The sequence below is a fragment of the Streptomyces sp. NPDC059477 genome (assembly GCF_042749375.1).
GTDB lineage: Bacteria > Actinomycetota > Actinomycetes > Streptomycetales > Streptomycetaceae > Streptomyces.
The window spans coordinates 1-16,317 of sequence record NZ_JBHYUG010000136.1; the positions used below are offsets into that span (position 1 = coordinate 1).

12 protein-coding genes and 1 pseudogene are annotated in these 16,317 nt (G+C 71.3%); 8 read left to right on the forward strand and 5 right to left on the reverse strand.

The genetic code is table 11. The features are described from left to right. Positions 1–193: 193 nt before the first annotated feature. Both speB and ACFXAZ_RS37185 read left to right on the forward strand, forming a co-directional pair. Positions 194–1,159, forward strand: a pseudogene (speB, locus tag ACFXAZ_RS37180) (agmatinase); the annotation flags it as partial. Between the two features lie 95 nt (positions 1,160–1,254). Then, positions 1,255–2,940, forward strand: coding sequence for a thiamine pyrophosphate-binding protein (locus ACFXAZ_RS37185; protein WP_384600714.1), 1,686 nt, complete (start codon positions 1,255–1,257; stop codon positions 2,938–2,940). 172 nt (positions 2,941–3,112) lie between these two features. Here ACFXAZ_RS37185 and ACFXAZ_RS37190 read toward each other — a convergent pair whose 3' ends face one another. From ACFXAZ_RS37190 to ACFXAZ_RS37200, 3 genes are all read right to left on the reverse strand, one after another. Then, positions 3,113–4,069, reverse strand: a complete 957-nt coding sequence (locus tag ACFXAZ_RS37190; RefSeq protein ID WP_384600715.1) for a CU044_5270 family protein — start codon at positions 4,067–4,069, stop codon at positions 3,113–3,115. After that, complete coding sequence (locus ACFXAZ_RS37195; protein WP_384600718.1) at positions 4,066–4,686, reverse strand: RNA polymerase sigma factor; 621 nt, start codon at positions 4,684–4,686, stop codon at positions 4,066–4,068. The genes ACFXAZ_RS37190 and ACFXAZ_RS37195 overlap by 4 nt, the downstream gene beginning before the upstream one ends. Positions 4,687–4,819: 133 nt before the next feature. After that, positions 4,820–5,152, reverse strand: coding sequence for an ATP-binding protein (locus tag ACFXAZ_RS37200; protein WP_384600721.1), 333 nt, complete (start codon positions 5,150–5,152; stop codon positions 4,820–4,822). 199 nt (positions 5,153–5,351) lie between these two features. Between ACFXAZ_RS37200 and ACFXAZ_RS37205 the strand changes: the two genes are divergently transcribed. Further along, on the forward strand, positions 5,352–6,116 hold the full coding sequence (locus ACFXAZ_RS37205; protein WP_384600724.1) for a GntR family transcriptional regulator: 765 nt from the start codon (positions 5,352–5,354) through the stop codon (positions 6,114–6,116). Positions 6,117–6,184: 68 nt separating this feature from the next. Here the strand turns inward: ACFXAZ_RS37205 and ACFXAZ_RS37210 are convergent, their stop codons facing one another. Next, entirely contained in the window at positions 6,185–6,988 is an 804-nt protein-coding gene (locus tag ACFXAZ_RS37210; RefSeq protein WP_384600726.1) for an endonuclease I family protein, read from the reverse strand. Positions 6,989–7,175: 187 nt separating this feature from the next. Here ACFXAZ_RS37210 and ACFXAZ_RS37215 point away from each other — a divergent pair, with 187 nt between their 5' ends. Further along, entirely contained in the window at positions 7,176–8,018 is an 843-nt protein-coding gene (locus tag ACFXAZ_RS37215) for a serine hydrolase (RefSeq protein ID WP_384600729.1), read from the forward strand. 170 nt (positions 8,019–8,188) lie between these two features. Continuing rightward, on the forward strand, positions 8,189–9,238 hold the full coding sequence (locus tag ACFXAZ_RS37220; RefSeq protein ID WP_384600732.1) for an esterase-like activity of phytase family protein: 1,050 nt from the start codon (positions 8,189–8,191) through the stop codon (positions 9,236–9,238). A 100-nt stretch (positions 9,239–9,338) separates the two neighbouring features. On the opposite strand, the gene ACFXAZ_RS37225 is transcribed toward ACFXAZ_RS37220, so the two are convergent. Beyond that, the gene (locus ACFXAZ_RS37225) at positions 9,339–10,175 is read right to left on the reverse strand and encodes an undecaprenyl-diphosphate phosphatase (RefSeq protein WP_384600735.1); all 837 of its coding nucleotides are present in this window, start codon (positions 10,173–10,175) and stop codon (positions 9,339–9,341) included. 254 nt (positions 10,176–10,429) lie between these two features. Here ACFXAZ_RS37225 and ACFXAZ_RS37230 point away from each other — a divergent pair, with 254 nt between their 5' ends. The 3 genes from ACFXAZ_RS37230 (at position 10,430) to ACFXAZ_RS37240 (ending at position 16,272) form a co-directional block, all read left to right on the forward strand. Continuing rightward, positions 10,430–14,176 (forward strand): ABC transporter ATP-binding protein, encoded by a 3,747-nt coding sequence (locus ACFXAZ_RS37230; RefSeq protein ID WP_384600738.1) that lies wholly within the window; start codon positions 10,430–10,432, stop codon positions 14,174–14,176. 103 nt (positions 14,177–14,279) lie between these two features. Beyond that, the gene (locus ACFXAZ_RS37235) at positions 14,280–14,687 is read left to right on the forward strand and encodes a hypothetical protein (protein WP_384600741.1); all 408 of its coding nucleotides are present in this window, start codon (positions 14,280–14,282) and stop codon (positions 14,685–14,687) included. Positions 14,688–14,844: 157 nt separating this feature from the next. Further along, the gene (locus tag ACFXAZ_RS37240; protein ID WP_384600744.1) at positions 14,845–16,272 is read left to right on the forward strand and encodes a S28 family serine protease; all 1,428 of its coding nucleotides are present in this window, start codon (positions 14,845–14,847) and stop codon (positions 16,270–16,272) included. Positions 16,273–16,317 lie beyond the last annotated feature (45 nt).

Genomic DNA, 16,317 nt, shown 5'->3' on the forward strand with positions numbered 1-16,317 from the left:
CACCCCGGGGGCCCCTCCCCCCCGCCCCGCAGGGGGCTAGTGGGACCCCCCCCCCCGCCCCGCGCCCGGGGCCCGCCGGGCCGCCCGCCCGCCCGGGCGCCCGAGACCGGGTGGGAGCCGGTCCCGACCCACCGGTAACGTCGTCATGTCAGAGAAAAAGTGCTGCAAAGCGCAAGGAAGAAGGCAATTCATCATGAGCGGCATCGAGACGCCCCGCGGCCCCGTCGACTCCTCCCGGATTCCGCGGTACGCCGGGCCCGCGACCTTCGCCAGGCTGCCCCGGCTGGACGAGGTCGGCGCCGCGGAGGTCGCGGTGGTCGGTGTGCCGTTCGACTCGGGTGTCTCGTACCGGCCGGGCGCGCGCTTCGGCGGCAACGCGATCCGTGAGGCGTCCCGGCTGCTGCGCCCGTACAACCCGGCGCAGGACGCCTCTCCCTTCGCGCTGGCGCAGGTCGCGGACGCGGGGGACATCGCGGTGAACCCGTTCGACATCCACGAGGCCGTGGAGACGATCGAGGCGGCGGCGGACGACCTGCTCGGCACGGGCGCCCGCCTGATGACGCTGGGCGGCGACCACACCATCGCGCTCCCCCTCCTGCGCTCGGTGGCGAAGCGGCACGGCCCGGTGGCGCTGCTGCACTTCGACGCCCATCTCGACACCTGGGACACCTATTTCGGCGCCGAGTACACGCACGGGACCCCGTTCCGGCGGGCGGTGGAGGAGGGCATCCTGGACACCGCCGCCCTCTCCCATGTCGGCACGCGCGGCCCGCTGTACGGCAAGCAGGACCTCACCGACGACGAGAAGATGGGCTTCGGCATCGTCACGTCGGCGGATGTGTACCGCCGGGGCGCCGACGAGGTCGCCGACCAACTGCGTCAGCGCATCGGCGACCGCCCGCTGTACATCTCCATCGACATCGACTGCCTGGACCCGGCCCACGCGCCCGGTACCGGCACCCCCGAGGCGGGCGGCATGACCTCCCGCGAGCTGCTGGAGATCCTGCGCGGTCTGGCATCGTGCCGGCTGGTGTCCGCCGATGTGGTCGAGGTCGCGCCGGCCTACGACCACGCCGAGATCACGTCGGTCGCCGCGTCGCACACGGCGTACGAACTCACCACGATCATGACCCGCCAGATCGCGGCGGCACGTTCCGAGGCAGGGTCCGAGGCCATGCCCGAGGCGATGTCCCAGGCAATGTCCCAAGCAATGTCCCAGGCAATGCCCGAGGCAGTGAAGGGCTCCGAAGCGAAGTGACCCACGACCACGATCTGGTGCTCCGCCCGACGGCGGCACAGACCACCCGAGCCCTGAATCCACCTGCCGGCCGCAACGGCGGGGACCTGGTGGTGGAGACCCTGGCCGGGCTCGGCGCGACGACGGTCTTCGGCCTGCCCGGCCAGCACGCGCTGGGCATGTTCGACGCGCTGCGCCGCAGCGATCTGCGGTACATCGGCCTGCGGGTGGAGAACAACGCGGGCTTCGCGGCGGACGCGTACGGCAGGGTGACGGGGGAGGCGGCGCCGCTCCTGGTGTCGACCGGCCCGGGTGCGCTGACGTCCCTCGCCGCCCTCCAGGAGGCGCGGGCGGCGTCGGCCCCGGTGCTGGCGATCAGCAGCCAGATCCCGACGGCCGGCCTCGGCGGCGGACGCCACGGCTACCTGCACGAACTCCCCGATCAGGCGGCGTCCTTCCGGGGCGTGGTGAAGTCCGTCCACACGGTCCGGGCCGCGTCCCAGATCCCCTCCGCCCTCGCGGAGGCCTGGCGCTCGGCGCTGACCGCTCCGCACGGCCCGGTGTGGGTGGAGATCCCCCAGGACGTCCTCCTCGCGAAAACGCTGCTGCCGGTGGTGACGGGGGTGGACGCGACACCTGAGGACCTGGTCCCCAGGGTGGAGCTGACGGCGCTCGCGGCCCACCTGCTGTCGTCGGCGGCCCGCCCGGCGATCATCGCGGGCGGCGGCGTCGTACGGGCGGACGCCTCGGGCAAGCTGCGCGCCCTCGCGGAGCTGCTGCGGGCGCCGGTGGTCACCACGTTCGGCGGCAAGGGCGCCTTCCCGTGGGACCACGAGCTGTCCCTCCAGTCCTGGCTGGAGGACCGCCACATGACCGACTTCCTGGAGGACGCGGACGTCCTCCTGGTCATCGGCTCGGGCCTCGGCGAACTCTCCTCGAACTACCACACCTTCAAGCCACGCGGCCGACTGATCCAGATCGAGGCGGACCTGGGCAAACTTGAGTCCAACCACCCGGCCCTGGGCATCCACGCGGACGCCCGGCTCGCGTTGCAGGCGCTGCTGGAGACAGCGGAGCGGCGTACCGACGACGGCGTGGGGGAGCGAGTACGGAACGTCCTCTCAAGGATCCGCGACCGCATCGCCGCACAGGAACTCACCCTGGAACAGGACGTGCTGGCGTCGGTCCGGTCCGCCCTTCCGGCCGCCTCCCCGTCCTTCTGGGACATGACGATCCTGACGTACTGGGCATGGTCCGCCTTCGACGCGAAGTCCCCCAACACCATGCACTCCGCCCAGGGCGCGGGCGGCCTCGGCTATGGCTTCCCGGCCGCCCTCGGCGCGGCGGCGGCCGACCCGACCCGCCCGGTCCTCGCCGTCTCGGGCGACGGCGGCGCCCTGTACTCCATCGCCGAGCTGGCGACCGCGAGGCAGTACAACGTGCCCGTGACCTGGCTGATCGTCGACGACGGCGGCTACGGCATCCTGCGCGAGTACATGACCGACGCGTTCGGCGAGGCAACGGCGACGGAGCTGTCCCGCCCGGACTTCGTGGCCCTCGCCGAGTCCTTCGGCGTACCGGCCGTCCGGACGACACCGGAGACCCTGGAAGCGGACCTGGCGCGAGCGCTGGCCGCGCCGGGGCCTTCGGTGGTGGTGCTGCCGGCGGTACTGCGGATGTTCGGGGCTACGCATCTGGGGTGAGGGGTGCGACTCACCGCCCGATGACGACTTCCGCCCGGACCGCGACTCCATCTGGTGCGGGCCCTGGCCGCGGAGGGGAACCACGTACCGGTGATCACCCCGGACCGGCGAGGGCCCGGCACGCGGGGTTCCGTGCCCCGGGCCGGGCCCCTGTCGGTCGCCGGAAGGCCGGTCAGCCGAGCTTCCAGGCCGGGCCCGTGGACAGGAAGGTCGTGCTGACCCACGCGTCGCCCGTGAAGGAGCCCTTTTCCTGGTGTTCCAGAACGGCACTGCTGTCGGGGTCGACGATGAGGCGGTGCTGCATCTCCGGGCCGTCCCACTCAACGGCCGTGCCCTGCCGTCCCGTGCTGTCCTGCACCGGGCCGACGAGTCGTACGTCGTCCATCCCGGCCAGGATCTCGAACAGTGCCGCGCGTAGCTGGGGGCTCGTCGGTGCGGTGGCGAGCAACTGCACGATGCTGTTGTAGAGGGGCCCGTCCGAGCCGGCGTTGTCGGCCGTGCCGCCGAGAAGACGGGCCTTCAGGGCTGCCGGGTCGGTCGGCAGCTGCCCGAGTTCGTCCCAGCTCAGCTTGGTCTTCCCGACCGTCCAGTGCATCCCCTTGGACTCCGGGAACGTGCAGAACCCGTCGCGGCAGGCTCCCGAGTCCCGCCCACCGGGGCCCTGTTCGCTGATGATGGCCGTCCGGCTGTACCAGGTCGTCTGGACGCCGCGATCCCCGGGGACGATTGTCCCCCCGTTCGAACTCGCGACGGTGGGGTAGAGCGCGCGCACCTTCCAGTACGGGGCGTCGGTGGCGGACTTGCTCCCTTCCGCCGCTGTGTCCGCGACGCCGTGCAGGAAGGCCACCGCGTTCGCACTCGCGGCCGGCGGGCTTCCGTCGACCGAGACCGCCGGGTAGACGAGGACGGCGGCCGTGACCGCCGCGACGGCCAGAGCCGCGCCGACGAACCGGCGCCGTACGGGTACGCGCCGCCTCCCGAGGACATCCGCCGTCTCGCGGGCCAGGGCGGCCCGTACCGCGGCCTGCGCGGCGGCGACGGCCGACGGGCTCGGCGGATCCACCATCCCGGCGTCCGACAGGGTTTCGGCGCCGGGGAAGTCAAGAACATCAAGCTCGGTGGTGCTCACAGGAGGTCTCCCGTCGGGTGGAGCGTGTTGGTGTCGGTGCCTGTGCTCGTGCGCGTGCTTGCGCACGCGTTGACGCTGGTCCTGGTCGATGCGAGCGCCTCGCGCAGCCGTGCGCGGGCGCGGTGCAGGCGGGATCTCGCGGTGCCCGGAGGGATGCCGACCACGGCCGCGGCTTCGGTCGGGGTGAGCCGTTCCCAGGCGACGAGGAGCAGCAACTCCCGCTCCACGTGCGGAAGTCCGGCGATCGTGCGCCGTAGGAACGGCGCGACCGCCGCGGCATCCAGCCGTTCGTCGACCCCCTGCCACGGGTCACTGTCAGCACGATCCCCCGGCGCCCCCGCCTGTTCCCGCTCCCGCCCACTGCGCCGCCAGTGCGCGGCCAGTACGTTCCTGGCCACCCCGAACAGCCAGGTACGGGCCGTACCACGGGCGGCGTCGAAACCGGCCCGGCTCGCATATGCCTGTAACCACACCTCCGCCAGCAGATCGTCCGCGGCGGCGGGCGCCCGTCGCGCCAGATACCCGTGCAACACCCCGGCATGCCGCTCGACCAACGGCTCGAACGCCACCGGGTCCCGCGCCGACCGGGTCAGCAGATCGTCGTCATCCGATTCCATCGAATCCCCCTTCCACAACCACGCGATCGCGGTCACATCCCGTACTTGTCGAGTGGGAGCCGGAGCGTTCGCGAGGGGTCCTGCCATGATGGTCGGCGAGCACGGCCCGCGGGCAGTGGGGTGAGGGCGCGACTCACCGGCCGATGACGACTTCCGCCCAGACCGCCTTGCCGATGCCATGCGCCCGGGGGCAGTACCCCCACCGGTCGGCCAGCGCCTCGACGAGGGCGAGGCCCCGGCCGTGCTCGTCCTCGGCGGTTGCCTCTCTCACCTGTGGGCGGTCGTTGTTCGCGTCGGCCACCTCGACCCGCAGGCGCCCGTCGTACCGGGCGATTCGCAGGCCGATCTCGCGACCGGCCGGCACGCGGGCGTGGCCCACGCTGCGTGGGCCGTACGGCAATCGGCGGTGGATCTCGGCCGGGCCGGGCTCCGTGGGGTGCGACGGGGGTTCGATGAAGGCTGACATGGGGACTCCTGGGCGGTCAGCGTTGCGACTCCGACTACATCTCTAGAGAAGTAGTCGGAGTAAAGCACTCCATCCATGGGTCCCGCCAGGCATCTCTAGAGATGTAACCCGAATGCGTGGCGGACAAGCCCACTCTCCGGCGGTGAGGTGTGATGGGCTGATGCCTAGGATGTCTAGAGATGACCAGCGGGAGGCTTGGATGAGCGGCCGGGGAGCAGGGCGCCAGCCGAAATATCAGCGCATCGCCGCTGACCTGCGCGTTGCCATCGAGGCGGGCACCTACGGTCCGGGCGAACGTCTTCCCGGGGAGAACGACCTCATGGCGGCGCACGGTGTCGCACGGATGACGGCCCGCCAGGCGCTCGGGGTTCTTCAGGCCGAGGGTGTCGTGGAGGCGCGCAAAGGGGCCGGGGTCTTCGTGCGGGAGTTCAGGCCGATCCGGATCCGGCGTCTGGGCGTCGAGCGACTCGCCCGCGCGCAGTGGGGTGAGGGGCGGTCGGTCTGGGAGACGGACGTCTCGGGGCGTGCGCTGGCGGTCGACTCCGTCGAGGTGGGCGAGGAGGATGCCGCGCCGGTGGTCGCGGGGGTGCTGGAGCTGGCGGACGGTGACCGGGTCTGTGTCCGGCGCCGTCGCTACACCCTTGACGGCAGGCCCGTGCTCCTTGCCGCCTCGCACTTCTCGGCCGGGCTCGTCGCGGGCACCGCGATCACCAGGCCCGACACCGGGCCCGGTGGGGCCTACGCCCGCCTCGCGGAGCTGGGCCGCGCCCCCGTCCGGTTCCGGGAGGAGGTCCGCTCCCGGATGCCGACCGGAGACGAAGCGGCGGCGCTCGCGCTTCCGGCGGGAATCCCCGTCATGCTGGTCGTCCGGACCGCCTTCGACGCCGGCGGCGTCGCCGTCGAGGTCAACGACATGGTGCTCGACTCGTCTGCCTATGTACTGGAGTACGGCTTCGACGCCTGACGCGGGCGACGAAGTCCCCGGCCGCACCCGTCGGGCGTGGGTGCGGCCGGGGACGTCACTGCCGCGTGCTACCAGATCGCCTCGACCCACTCCGGGTGGTCGATGAACGGGTTCCGGTTGCCCTGGTAGTTCGTGTAGATCAGGTTGTTGCGGTTCTCCTCGAACGCGTCCGGCGGGTCCTCGTCGTTCCACTGCTTCAGGACCGACAGGCGGCCGTGGTACGGGACGCTGCCGTTGGTGACGGTGTCGTTGGGCTCCAGGTTCGGCCAGCCGTCGATGCCCTCGTAGCGGACCGCCATGTAGAGGATCATGCGGGCCACGTCGCCCTTGACGGCGTCGCGCGGTTCGAAGGAGTTCGAGTCGGTGAGGCTGCCGCCGCTGTTGGTGAAGGCGGCGCCGCCGTTGTCGAAGTCCTTGTTGCCACGGGTCGAGTTGACCTGGACGTCCTCGGGGCGCAGATGGTGCAGGTCGGTGCCCGGTCCGGCCGCGGTGCCGAAGTCGCCGTGGGACTGGGCCCACACGTGCTCGCGGTTCCACTGGCCGGTGAGGCCGCCGTTCGCCGTCTTGGCGCGGGAGATGCCCGAGTAGAGCAGGACCACGTTGTTGCTGTTGCGCGGGTCCTGGTCGGTCACCTTCAGGGCTTCCCAGACGGCCGTGTAGGAGAGCTTGGTCTGCTTGCTGATGATCGTGCTCAGCGAGGTCTTCAGCGCCGGGCCGGTCTTGCCGAGCGCGGTGGCGTAGTAGGTGGGGTCGTAGGCGGTGGTCGTGGCGGTGGCCGGGGTCGCGGAGAAGGCCGGGAGGGCCAGGGCGACCAGGACGGCCGAGGTGGCGAGGGCCACCGTGCGGCGACGGAGGAGCTGCGTCACGGGCATGGGGTGTCCGTATCTACGCGGGTTGACAAGCGGGCATTCGAGAGTGGCATGGACATGAAGACACTGGGGTGACATTCGCGTGTCTGTTCTGTGTCGGGTGTCACTGTCGCGTCCCGGCCGGTAACGGAACGGCTAGCTTTGGCCAGTGCGTACAACCATTCGGGTGAATCCGCGAGTCGTCTCGGGCATGACCTTTGGGATATCCAGAAGCGCGAGATGGGTGGCGGGCGGCGTGCTCGTCGCCAGCGTGGCCGCCATCACACCCGCCGCCGCGGCGGCACCACCGGCCGTCGGCTGCTCGTCCGCCAAGGCCGGGCTCGCCGCCAAGCTGAAGAAAGACATCACCGCCGCCCTGGCGGGCCGCAAGGGCACGGTCGCCGTCGGCCTCTACGACCGCACCACCAGCACCACCTGCACCCTGCGCGCCTCCAGCGCCTACGACTCGGCCAGCGTCGTCAAGGTCACCGTCCTCGCCGCCCTGCTCTGGGACGCGAAGAAGACCAACCGCCTTCTGACCGACCGCGAGAACCAGCTCGCCACGGCCATGATCACCAAGTCCGACAACACCGCCACCTCCACCCTGTGGAAGCAGCTCGGCCTGACGAAGATCAAGGGCTTCCTGACCGCCGCCAAGATGACCCAGACCAAGCCCGGCGCCAATGGCTACTGGGGACTCACCCAGATCACCGTCACCGACGAGCAGAAGCTGCTGAAGCTGATCCACGCCAAGAACAGCGTCCTCAGCGACAACTCGCGCACCTACCTGCTCAAGCTCATGGGGAAAGTCGTCTCCTCGCAGCGCTGGGGCACCCCCTACGGCGTCCCCTCCGGCGTCACCGTCGCCGTCAAGAACGGCTGGCTGCAACGCTCCACCCAAGGCTGGCGCGTCCACAGCGTCGGCACCTTCAAGGGCGGCGGCCACGACTACACGATCACCGTGCTCACCCACGGCAACAGCACCATGAATTACGGGATTTCGACCATCCAGGGCGTCGCCAAGGTCATCCACAAGGATCTGGCGGCCAGCTGATCCCGGTCCGCCCGCGAGCACGGCCCACCCGCCCGCGAGCACGGCCCACCCGTACGAGGCCGCCCGGCCCGTACGAGCCCGCCCGCCCGTACGAGCCCACCCACCCATGCATGGCCGGTCTTTAACGGACCGTCCCACTCCCGGACACCCGCCGGCCCTACGGTGCCCCCATGCGCCCCGGACTCGTACGCGACACCGTCACCGCCCTCACCGCGAGCCTGGCGGTCGCCGGCGGCTGCCTGACCGCCGCCGGACCGGCCGCCGCCACGGTCCCCGCCGCCACGAACGCCTGCTCCCCGGCCGTCACCATCGAGGGCTTCTCCGACGCCCTCGACAAGACGACCTACGACGGCACCTACGTCGGCAACCTCTCCGCGCTCGCCGTCGACACGCGCGGCACGCTCGCCGCCCTCTCCGACCGCTCCTCGCTGTTCGCCCTGGACGGCCGCACCCTCCAGCCGCGCGCGGTCGTCCAGCTCGCCGACGAGAACGGCGCCGCGCTGGACTCCGAGGGCCTGGTCGTCGACAAGGACGGCACGTACCTGGTGTCCACGGAGGGGGAGCCCGCCGTACGCCGCTACTCCCGCGACGGCGAGATACTCGGCCGCCTCCCCGTGCCGGACGCCCTGCGCGTCGCCCCCGCCGGACGGGCCGTCACCAACGGCACCTTCGAGGGGCTGACCCTGCTGCCGGACGGTCGCACCCTGCTCGCCGCCATGGAGTACGCGCTCTCCGGCGACCTGGCCGGAACCGTCCGCTTCCAGACCTGGCAGCGCACCAAGAAGGGCGGCTTCACCCTCGGCGCCCAGTACGCCTACCGCGCCGACACCGGCCTCGGCGTCCCCGAGGTGACCGCGCTGCCCGACGGGCGGCTGCTGGTCCTGGAGCGCGGCTTCACCGCCGGGGTCGGCAACACCGTCCGCCTCTACCTCGCCGACCCGCGCCGGGCCACCGACACCAGCGGCGTCGAGCACCTCACCGGCCAGAGCGGCGTCCGGCCCCTCGCCAAGACACTCCTCGCCGACCTCGCCGACTGCCCCGACCTCGGCGCCACCGCCCGCCAGCCGCAGGCCAACCCGCTCCTCGACAACATCGAGGCGATGGCCGTCACCGGCGGCCGGGGCGGGCGCCTGGACGTCCTGCTGGCCAGCGACGACAACCAGAACCCGGTCCAGATCACCCGCTTCTACGAGCTGACGGTCCGCACCGGACGCCTGTGACATCAGAACGTGACATCAGAACGTGACATCAGAACGTGAGATCAGAACGTGAGATCAGAAGGGGAGGGGGATGCGGCCCGCCCCCCCCCCGCCCCCACCCTCAGCTCGCCGGAATCACATCCGTCCACAGCAGCACCAGGATCAGCACCCCGAGCGCCACCCGGTACCAGATGAACACGCTGTAGCTGTGGTGCGCGATGAACTTCAGCAGCCAGGCCACCGCCGCGTACCCGACGATGAAGCTCACCACGGTCGCGGTGATCGTCGCGGGCCAGCCCACCCCGTTGGAGATCGCGTCGAACTCGGACACCGTCTGGAGCACCGCCGCGCCCGCCAGCGCCGGGATCGACAGCATGAAGGACAGCCGGGTCACCGTCACCCGGTCCAGGCCGCGCAGCAGACCCGCCGAGCTGGTCGCGCCGGAACGGGACACCCCGGGGATCAGCGCCATGCACTGCACCAGGCCGATGATCAGGGTGTCCTTCCAGGTCACATCGGCCTCACCACGGGTCTGGGTGGCCCGCCGGTCGGCGAACCACAGGACCCCGCTCCACAGGATCAGCGCGGTGGCCACGATGTACAGACTGCGCAGGGTGGTCTCGATGTGGTCCTTGAAGACCAGGCCCACGATCCCGATGGGGATCGAGCCGATGATCACCGCCCAGGCGAACCGGTAGTCCGGGTTCCGGCGCTCCTCACGCCGTACGACCCCCCGGAACCACGCCGTGATCAGCCGCGCGATGTCCTTACGGAGATAGATGATCGTCGCCAGTACCGCGCCGACCTGGATGATCGCCGTGAAGGCGGTGATGTCCGGATCGTCGGTGGAATGGCCGAGCATCCGCTCCAGAATGGTGAGGTGCCCGGTGCTGGACACCGGCAGGAACTCGGTGAGCCCCTCCACCGCCCCCAGGAATGCCGCCTCAAATATGTTCACGCAACCCTCTGCTTCCCCACGCGCATCAAGAACACCAGGAGCCTAGGGAAGCGATCTTCGGGCCCGCACCCGACCCCCGTCAGGAGCGCCCCCCGACGATCGGCAGGGGGCACAGCGCCCCCGGCGAACCCGACCCCGCCCCTTCCCGAGGTCCGGGAATTGTTGCAGCGGGATGAAATCCGCCCCGCCCCGCGTTGCTCCCTTCCGGAGGACACCGACAAACCGACACCAGAACATGAGCGAGAGGCGGCGGCGTGGCAGCGCAGCGGGGATGGACAGGGCGGCTGGCCGCATACGCCTGGCGCCATCCGAAGGACGTGATCCTCGCCCTCGGATCCTCCCTGGCGGGCATGGCCGTACTGGCCCTGGTCCCGCTGATCACCAAAGTGATCATCGACGATGTGATCGGGGACAGGTCCCGCGCGATGTCCACCTGGGCCGGGCTGCTGATCGCCGCCGCCCTCGCCGTGTACGTCACCACCTACATCCGCCGCTACTACGGCGGCCGGCTCGCCCTCGACGTGCAGCACGATCTGCGCACGGAGATGTACGACACGATCACCCGGCTCGACGGGCGGCGTCAGGACGAGCTGTCCACCGGGCAGGTCGTCGGCCGGGCCACCAGCGACCTCCAGCTGATCCAGGGCCTGCTCTTCATGCTCCCGATGACCATCGGGAACGTCCTGCTGTTCCTGATCTCCCTGGCGATCATGGCCTGGCTGTCACTGCCGCTGACCCTGGTCGCCGTCGCCGTCGCCCCCGCCCTGTGGTGGATCGCCAAGCGCTCCCGCGCCCGGCTGCACCCCGCCACCTGGTACGCCCAGGCCCAGGCCGCCGCCGTGGCCGGAGTGGTCGACGGCGCGGTCAGCGGCGTCCGGGTGGTCAAGGGCTTCGGGCAGGAGGAGCAGGAGACCGGCAAGCTGCGCGAGATCGGCCGCAAGCTGTTCGCGGGACGGCTGCGCACCATCCGGCTGAATTCCCGGTACACCCCCGCCCTCCAGGCCGTGCCCGCCCTCGGCCAGGTCGCCATGCTGGCCCTCGGCGGCTGGCTCGCCGTGCGCGGCAACATCACCCTGGGCACGTTCGTCGCCTTCTCCGCCTACCTCGCCCAGCTCGTCGGCCCGGTCCGGATGCTCGCCATGGTCCTCACCGTCGGCCAGCAGGCCCGCGCGGGCACCGAACGCGTCCTGGAGCTGATCGACACCGAGCCGTCGATGAAGGACGGCACCAAAGAGCTGCCCGCCGACGCGCCCGCCACCGTCGAGTTCGACGACGTGTCGTTCTCGTACGACGACTCCACCCCCGTCCTGCGCGGCCTCAGCTTCGAGATCCGCCCCGGGGAGACCCTCGCCGTCGTCGGCTCCTCCGGCTCCGGCAAGTCCACCGTCTCGCTGCTCCTGCCGCGCTTCTACGATGTCACCCACGGCGCCGTCCTGATCGGCGGCCACGATGTGCGCGAGCTGACCCAGGACTCGCTGCGCGCCGCGATCGGCCTGGTCCCCGAGGATTCCTTCCTCTTCTCCGACACCGTCCGCAACAACATCGCCTACGGCCGCCCGGACGCGAGTGACGACGAGATCCTCGCCGCCGCCCGCGCCGCCCAGGCGGACCGTTTCATCGCCGAGCTGCCCGGCGGCTACGACACCACGGTCGGCGAACAGGGCCTGACCCTCTCCGGCGGCCAGCGCCAGCGCGTCGCCCTCGCCCGCGCCATCCTCACCGACCCCCGGCTCCTCGTCCTGGACGACGCCACCTCCGCCGTCGACGCCGCCGTCGAGCACGAGATCCACGAGGCCCTCAAGCAGGTCATGAGCGGCCGTACGACGCTGCTGATCGCGCACCGCCGCTCCACGCTGGGCCTCGCCGACCGCATCGCCGTCCTGGACGGCGGCCGGCTCGCCGACCTCGGCACCCACGACGAACTCCAGCGGCGCTCCGCCCTCTACCGCAGGCTGCTCACCGACCCCGACGAACTCGGCGGCGTCTCCCCTGGCCACGCCCCGCCCGCCGTACCGCACGAGGACACCACCGTCCGCGAGGAACTGGACGCCGAGTTCGACGCCGAACGCGGCATCACCCCCAAGCTGTGGACCGGCGACCGCACGCCCAAGGACCTCGCCCTGGCCGGCAGCCCCGCCACCCCCGAACTCCTCGCCCAGGTCGACGCCCTGCCCCCGGCCGACGACGTCCCGGAGGTGGACGAGGCCCGCGCGGTCCGCCCCGAGACCCACTACGGGCTGCGCAGGCTGCTGCACGGCTTCGGCCCGCCCCTGCTGATCAGCCTCGCCCTCGTCGCCCTCGACGCCGGCATGGGCCTGCTGCTGCCCGTCCTGATCCGGCACGGCATCGACAGCGGCGTCACCGAGGCCGCCCTCGGCGCGGTCTGGGCCGCCGCCCTGCTCGGCGTCGTCGCCGTGCTCGCCCAGTGGGCCGCGCAGACCGGCGAGATCCGGATGACCGGCCGCACCGGCGAACGCGTCCTGTACGCGCTGCGCCTGAAGATCTTCGCCCAGCTCCAGCGGCTCGGCCTCGACTACTACGAGCGCGAGCTGACCGGCCGGATCATGACCCGGATGACCACCGACGTGGACGCCCTGTCGACGTTCCTCCAGACCGGGCTGGTCACCGCGTTCGTCTCCGTCGTCACCTTCTTCGGCATCATGGGCGCCCTGCTCGTCATCGACATCCAGCTGGCCCTCGTCGTCTTCGCCACCCTGCCGCCCCTGATCGTCGCCACCTGGTTCTTCCGCAGGGCCAGCGTGAAGGCGTACGAACTCGCCCGCGAGCGGGTCTCCACCGTCAACGCCGACCTCCAGGAGTCGGTGTCCGGGCTGCGGATCGTGCAGGCGTTCGGGCGTGAGCGGGACGGCGGGCGGCGGTTCGCCGAGCGCAGCGACAGCTACCGGCGCGCCCGTGTCCGGGGGCAGTGGCTGATATCGATCTACTTCCCGTTCGTGCAGTTCCTGTCCTCGGCCGCCGCCGTGTCCGTGCTGATCATCGGCGCCGGGCGGATCGAGGCGGCCACCCTCACCACCGGCGCGCTGGTGGCCTACCTGCTCTACATCGACCTGTTCTTCGCGCCCGTCCAGCAGCTCTCCCAGGTCTTCGACGGCTACCAGCAGGCGTCCGTCTCGCTGGGCCGGATCCAGGAACTGCTGCGCGAGCCGGCGACCACCTCCTCCGCCGGTTCCACCAAGTCCGCCCACGAGCCGCTCGAAGTCCTCTCGCTGCGCGGCGACATCGTCTTCGACGACGTGCACTTCGCGTACGGCGACGAGGAGGAGGCCCTCGGCGGGGTGGCGCTGCGGATACCCGCCGGACAGACGGTCGCCTTCGTCGGCGAGACCGGCGCAGGGAAGTCCACCCTGGTCAAGCTGGTGGCCCGGTTCTACGACCCGACCTCGGGCCGGGTGACCGTCGACGGCGCCGATCTGCGCGACCTGGACCTCACCTCGTACCGGCACCGGCTCGGGGTCGTCCCGCAGGAGGCGTACCTCTTCCCGGGGACCGTGCGGGACGCCATCGCCTACGGGCGGCCGGACGCCACCGACGCCCAGGTGGAGGCGGCGGCGCGGGCGGTCGGCGCGCACGAGATGATCGCCACGCTGGAGGGCGGCTATCTGCACGAGGTCGCCGAGCGCGGGCGCAATCTGTCCGCCGGGCAACGGCAGTTGATCGCGCTGGCCCGCGCCGAACTGGTCGACCCGGACGTCCTGCTCCTCGACGAGGCGACGGCCGCCCTGGACCTCGCCACCGAGGCCCAGGTCAACCAGGCCACCGACCGGCTCGCCGGACGCCGTACCACCCTCGTGGTCGCGCACCGGCTGACCACCGCCGCCCGCGCCGACCGGGTGGTCGTGATGGACCACGGCCGGGTCGCCGAGGACGGCACCCACGAGCAACTCCTGGCCCTCGACGGGCGATACGCCCGGCTGTGGCGCACCTTCACCGGCGCCCCCGAGGCCCCGGAGGAGGGCGAGCCGGTGGCCGTGTCCCGCTGACCGAGGCGGTGACCGGGGCGGTAACCGGAGCGCAACCATCCCACACCCCTTCAGCGTCCGTACACCCGTACGGCCGGTGTCGTCGGTGCGGAGGGGGGCGGTTGTGGGCTGGGGTGTCGGCTGGGGTGCGCTGCGCCGGTGGCTGGTGCTCGGCACGGCCGCGTTCACCGCCGCCACCCTGCTGGGCCTGGCCGCCCCGGGCGAGGCGGGGGCCGCCGCCTCCGGGAGCGGATGCGCGGGCCGCAAGGTGCGCACGCTGTCCTTCTCCACCGGGTCCGTGCAGGTCTTCAAACGCGGCGGCTATGTCTGCGCGGCCACCCTGCCCAGAACCGTCGGTGGCCGGAAAGCGATGTCGGTGTCGGTGCAGGCGCGCGGCAACCGCCCGGTGACGGACACGGGGCGGTACATCCGCCGGGCCGGACCGGTCACCGTACACGCGGGACAGCGCTGTGTGCGGGTACGGGGCTCGGTGGGCGCCGGGTCGATCAGCTCGGGCTGGATCCTGTGCTGAGGGCAGGGGCTGTGCTGAGGGCAGGTTCTGGGGCGAGGGCAGGGTCCGGGCCGAGGGCAGGGTCTAGGGAATCCCCTACGGTTCGTCAACATCCCTTGGTACGGGCGGTGTTGCTCCGATAGCTTCCGGCGCACATCCGCTTCACAGGGGAGGGTGCATGCGCAAGGCGCTCAGATGGCTGCTCGCGCTCACGGTGCTCATCGGCACACTGAGCACGGCGGGGGCGGCCACCGCCGCTCAGCAGCCGGAGGCCACCGACATCAAGGACCGGCTGCTCGCCATACCCGGCATCAGCCTGGTCCAGGAGAAGCCGTACCCCGGCTACCGCTTCTTCGTCTTCACCTACACCCAGCCGGTCGACCACAAGAACCCGGCCGGGGGCACCTTCCAGCAGCGCATCACCGTGCTGCACAAGGACGTCTCGCGCCCCACGGTGTTCTTCACCGGCGGCTACAACGTCTCCACGAACCCCAGCCGCCGCGAGCCCACCCAGATCGTGGACGGCAACCAGGTCTCCATGGAGTACCGCTACTTCACACCGTCCCGGCCCAGCCCCACCGACTGGTCCAAGCTGGACATCTGGCAGGCCGCCAGCGACCAGCACCGCATCTTCCAGGCGCTGAAGCCGGTCTACCCCGAGAACTGGATCTCCACCGGCGGCTCCAAGGGCGGCATGACCGCCACCTACTACGAGCGTTTCTACCCGCGTGACATGGACGGCGTGGTCGCCTACGTCGCCCCCAACGACGTGGTGAACAACCAGGACGCCGCCTACGACCGGTTCTTCGAGAACGTCGGCACCGAGGAGTGCCGCGACCGCCTCAACGGCGTGCAGCGCGAGGCGCTGGTGCGCCGCGAGCCGCTGGCGGAGCGCTACGCGGCCCTCGCCGCCGAGCACGGCTACACCTTCACCACCGTCGGCAGCCTCGACAAGGCGTACGAGGCGACCGTCCTCGACTACGTCTGGGCCTTCTGGCAGTACAGCCTGCTCGCCGACTGCGGCGACATCCCCGCCGACGCCCCGAACGCGACGGACGACGAGATCTGGAACTCGATCGACACCATCGCGGGCTTCTCGTTCTACAGCGACCAGGGCCTGGCCCCGTACACCCCGTACTACTACCAGGCGGGCACCCAACTGGGCGCGCCCAGCATCGAGTTCCCGCACATCGAGGAGGAGTACATCCGCTACGGCTACTTCTCGCCGCGTTCCTTCGTGCCGAGCGACATCGCGATGCGCTTCCAGCCGTCCGCGATGAAGGACATCGACAGCTGGGTCAAGAAGAACGCCGGCCAGATGCTGTTCGTCTACGGGGAGAACGACCCCTGGGGCGCCGAGCCGTTCCGCCTGGGCAAGGGGGCGCGTGACTCGTACGTCTTCACCGCGCCCGGCGCCAACCACGGCGCGAACGTGGCCGGTCTGGTCGCCGACCAGCAGGCGCTGGCCACGGCGAAGATCCAGAAGTGGGCGGGCGTCGCCCCGGCCGCCGTCCAGCAGGACGCCGCGCTCGCCGAGCCGCTGGCCCGCTACGATGCCAGGCTCGACGTCCGTGACGTGGAACGGGAGCCGACGCTGCGGCCGTGACACGGGCCGGGTGGTACGGGAAGCGGCGCGGTCCGGGGCGGATGC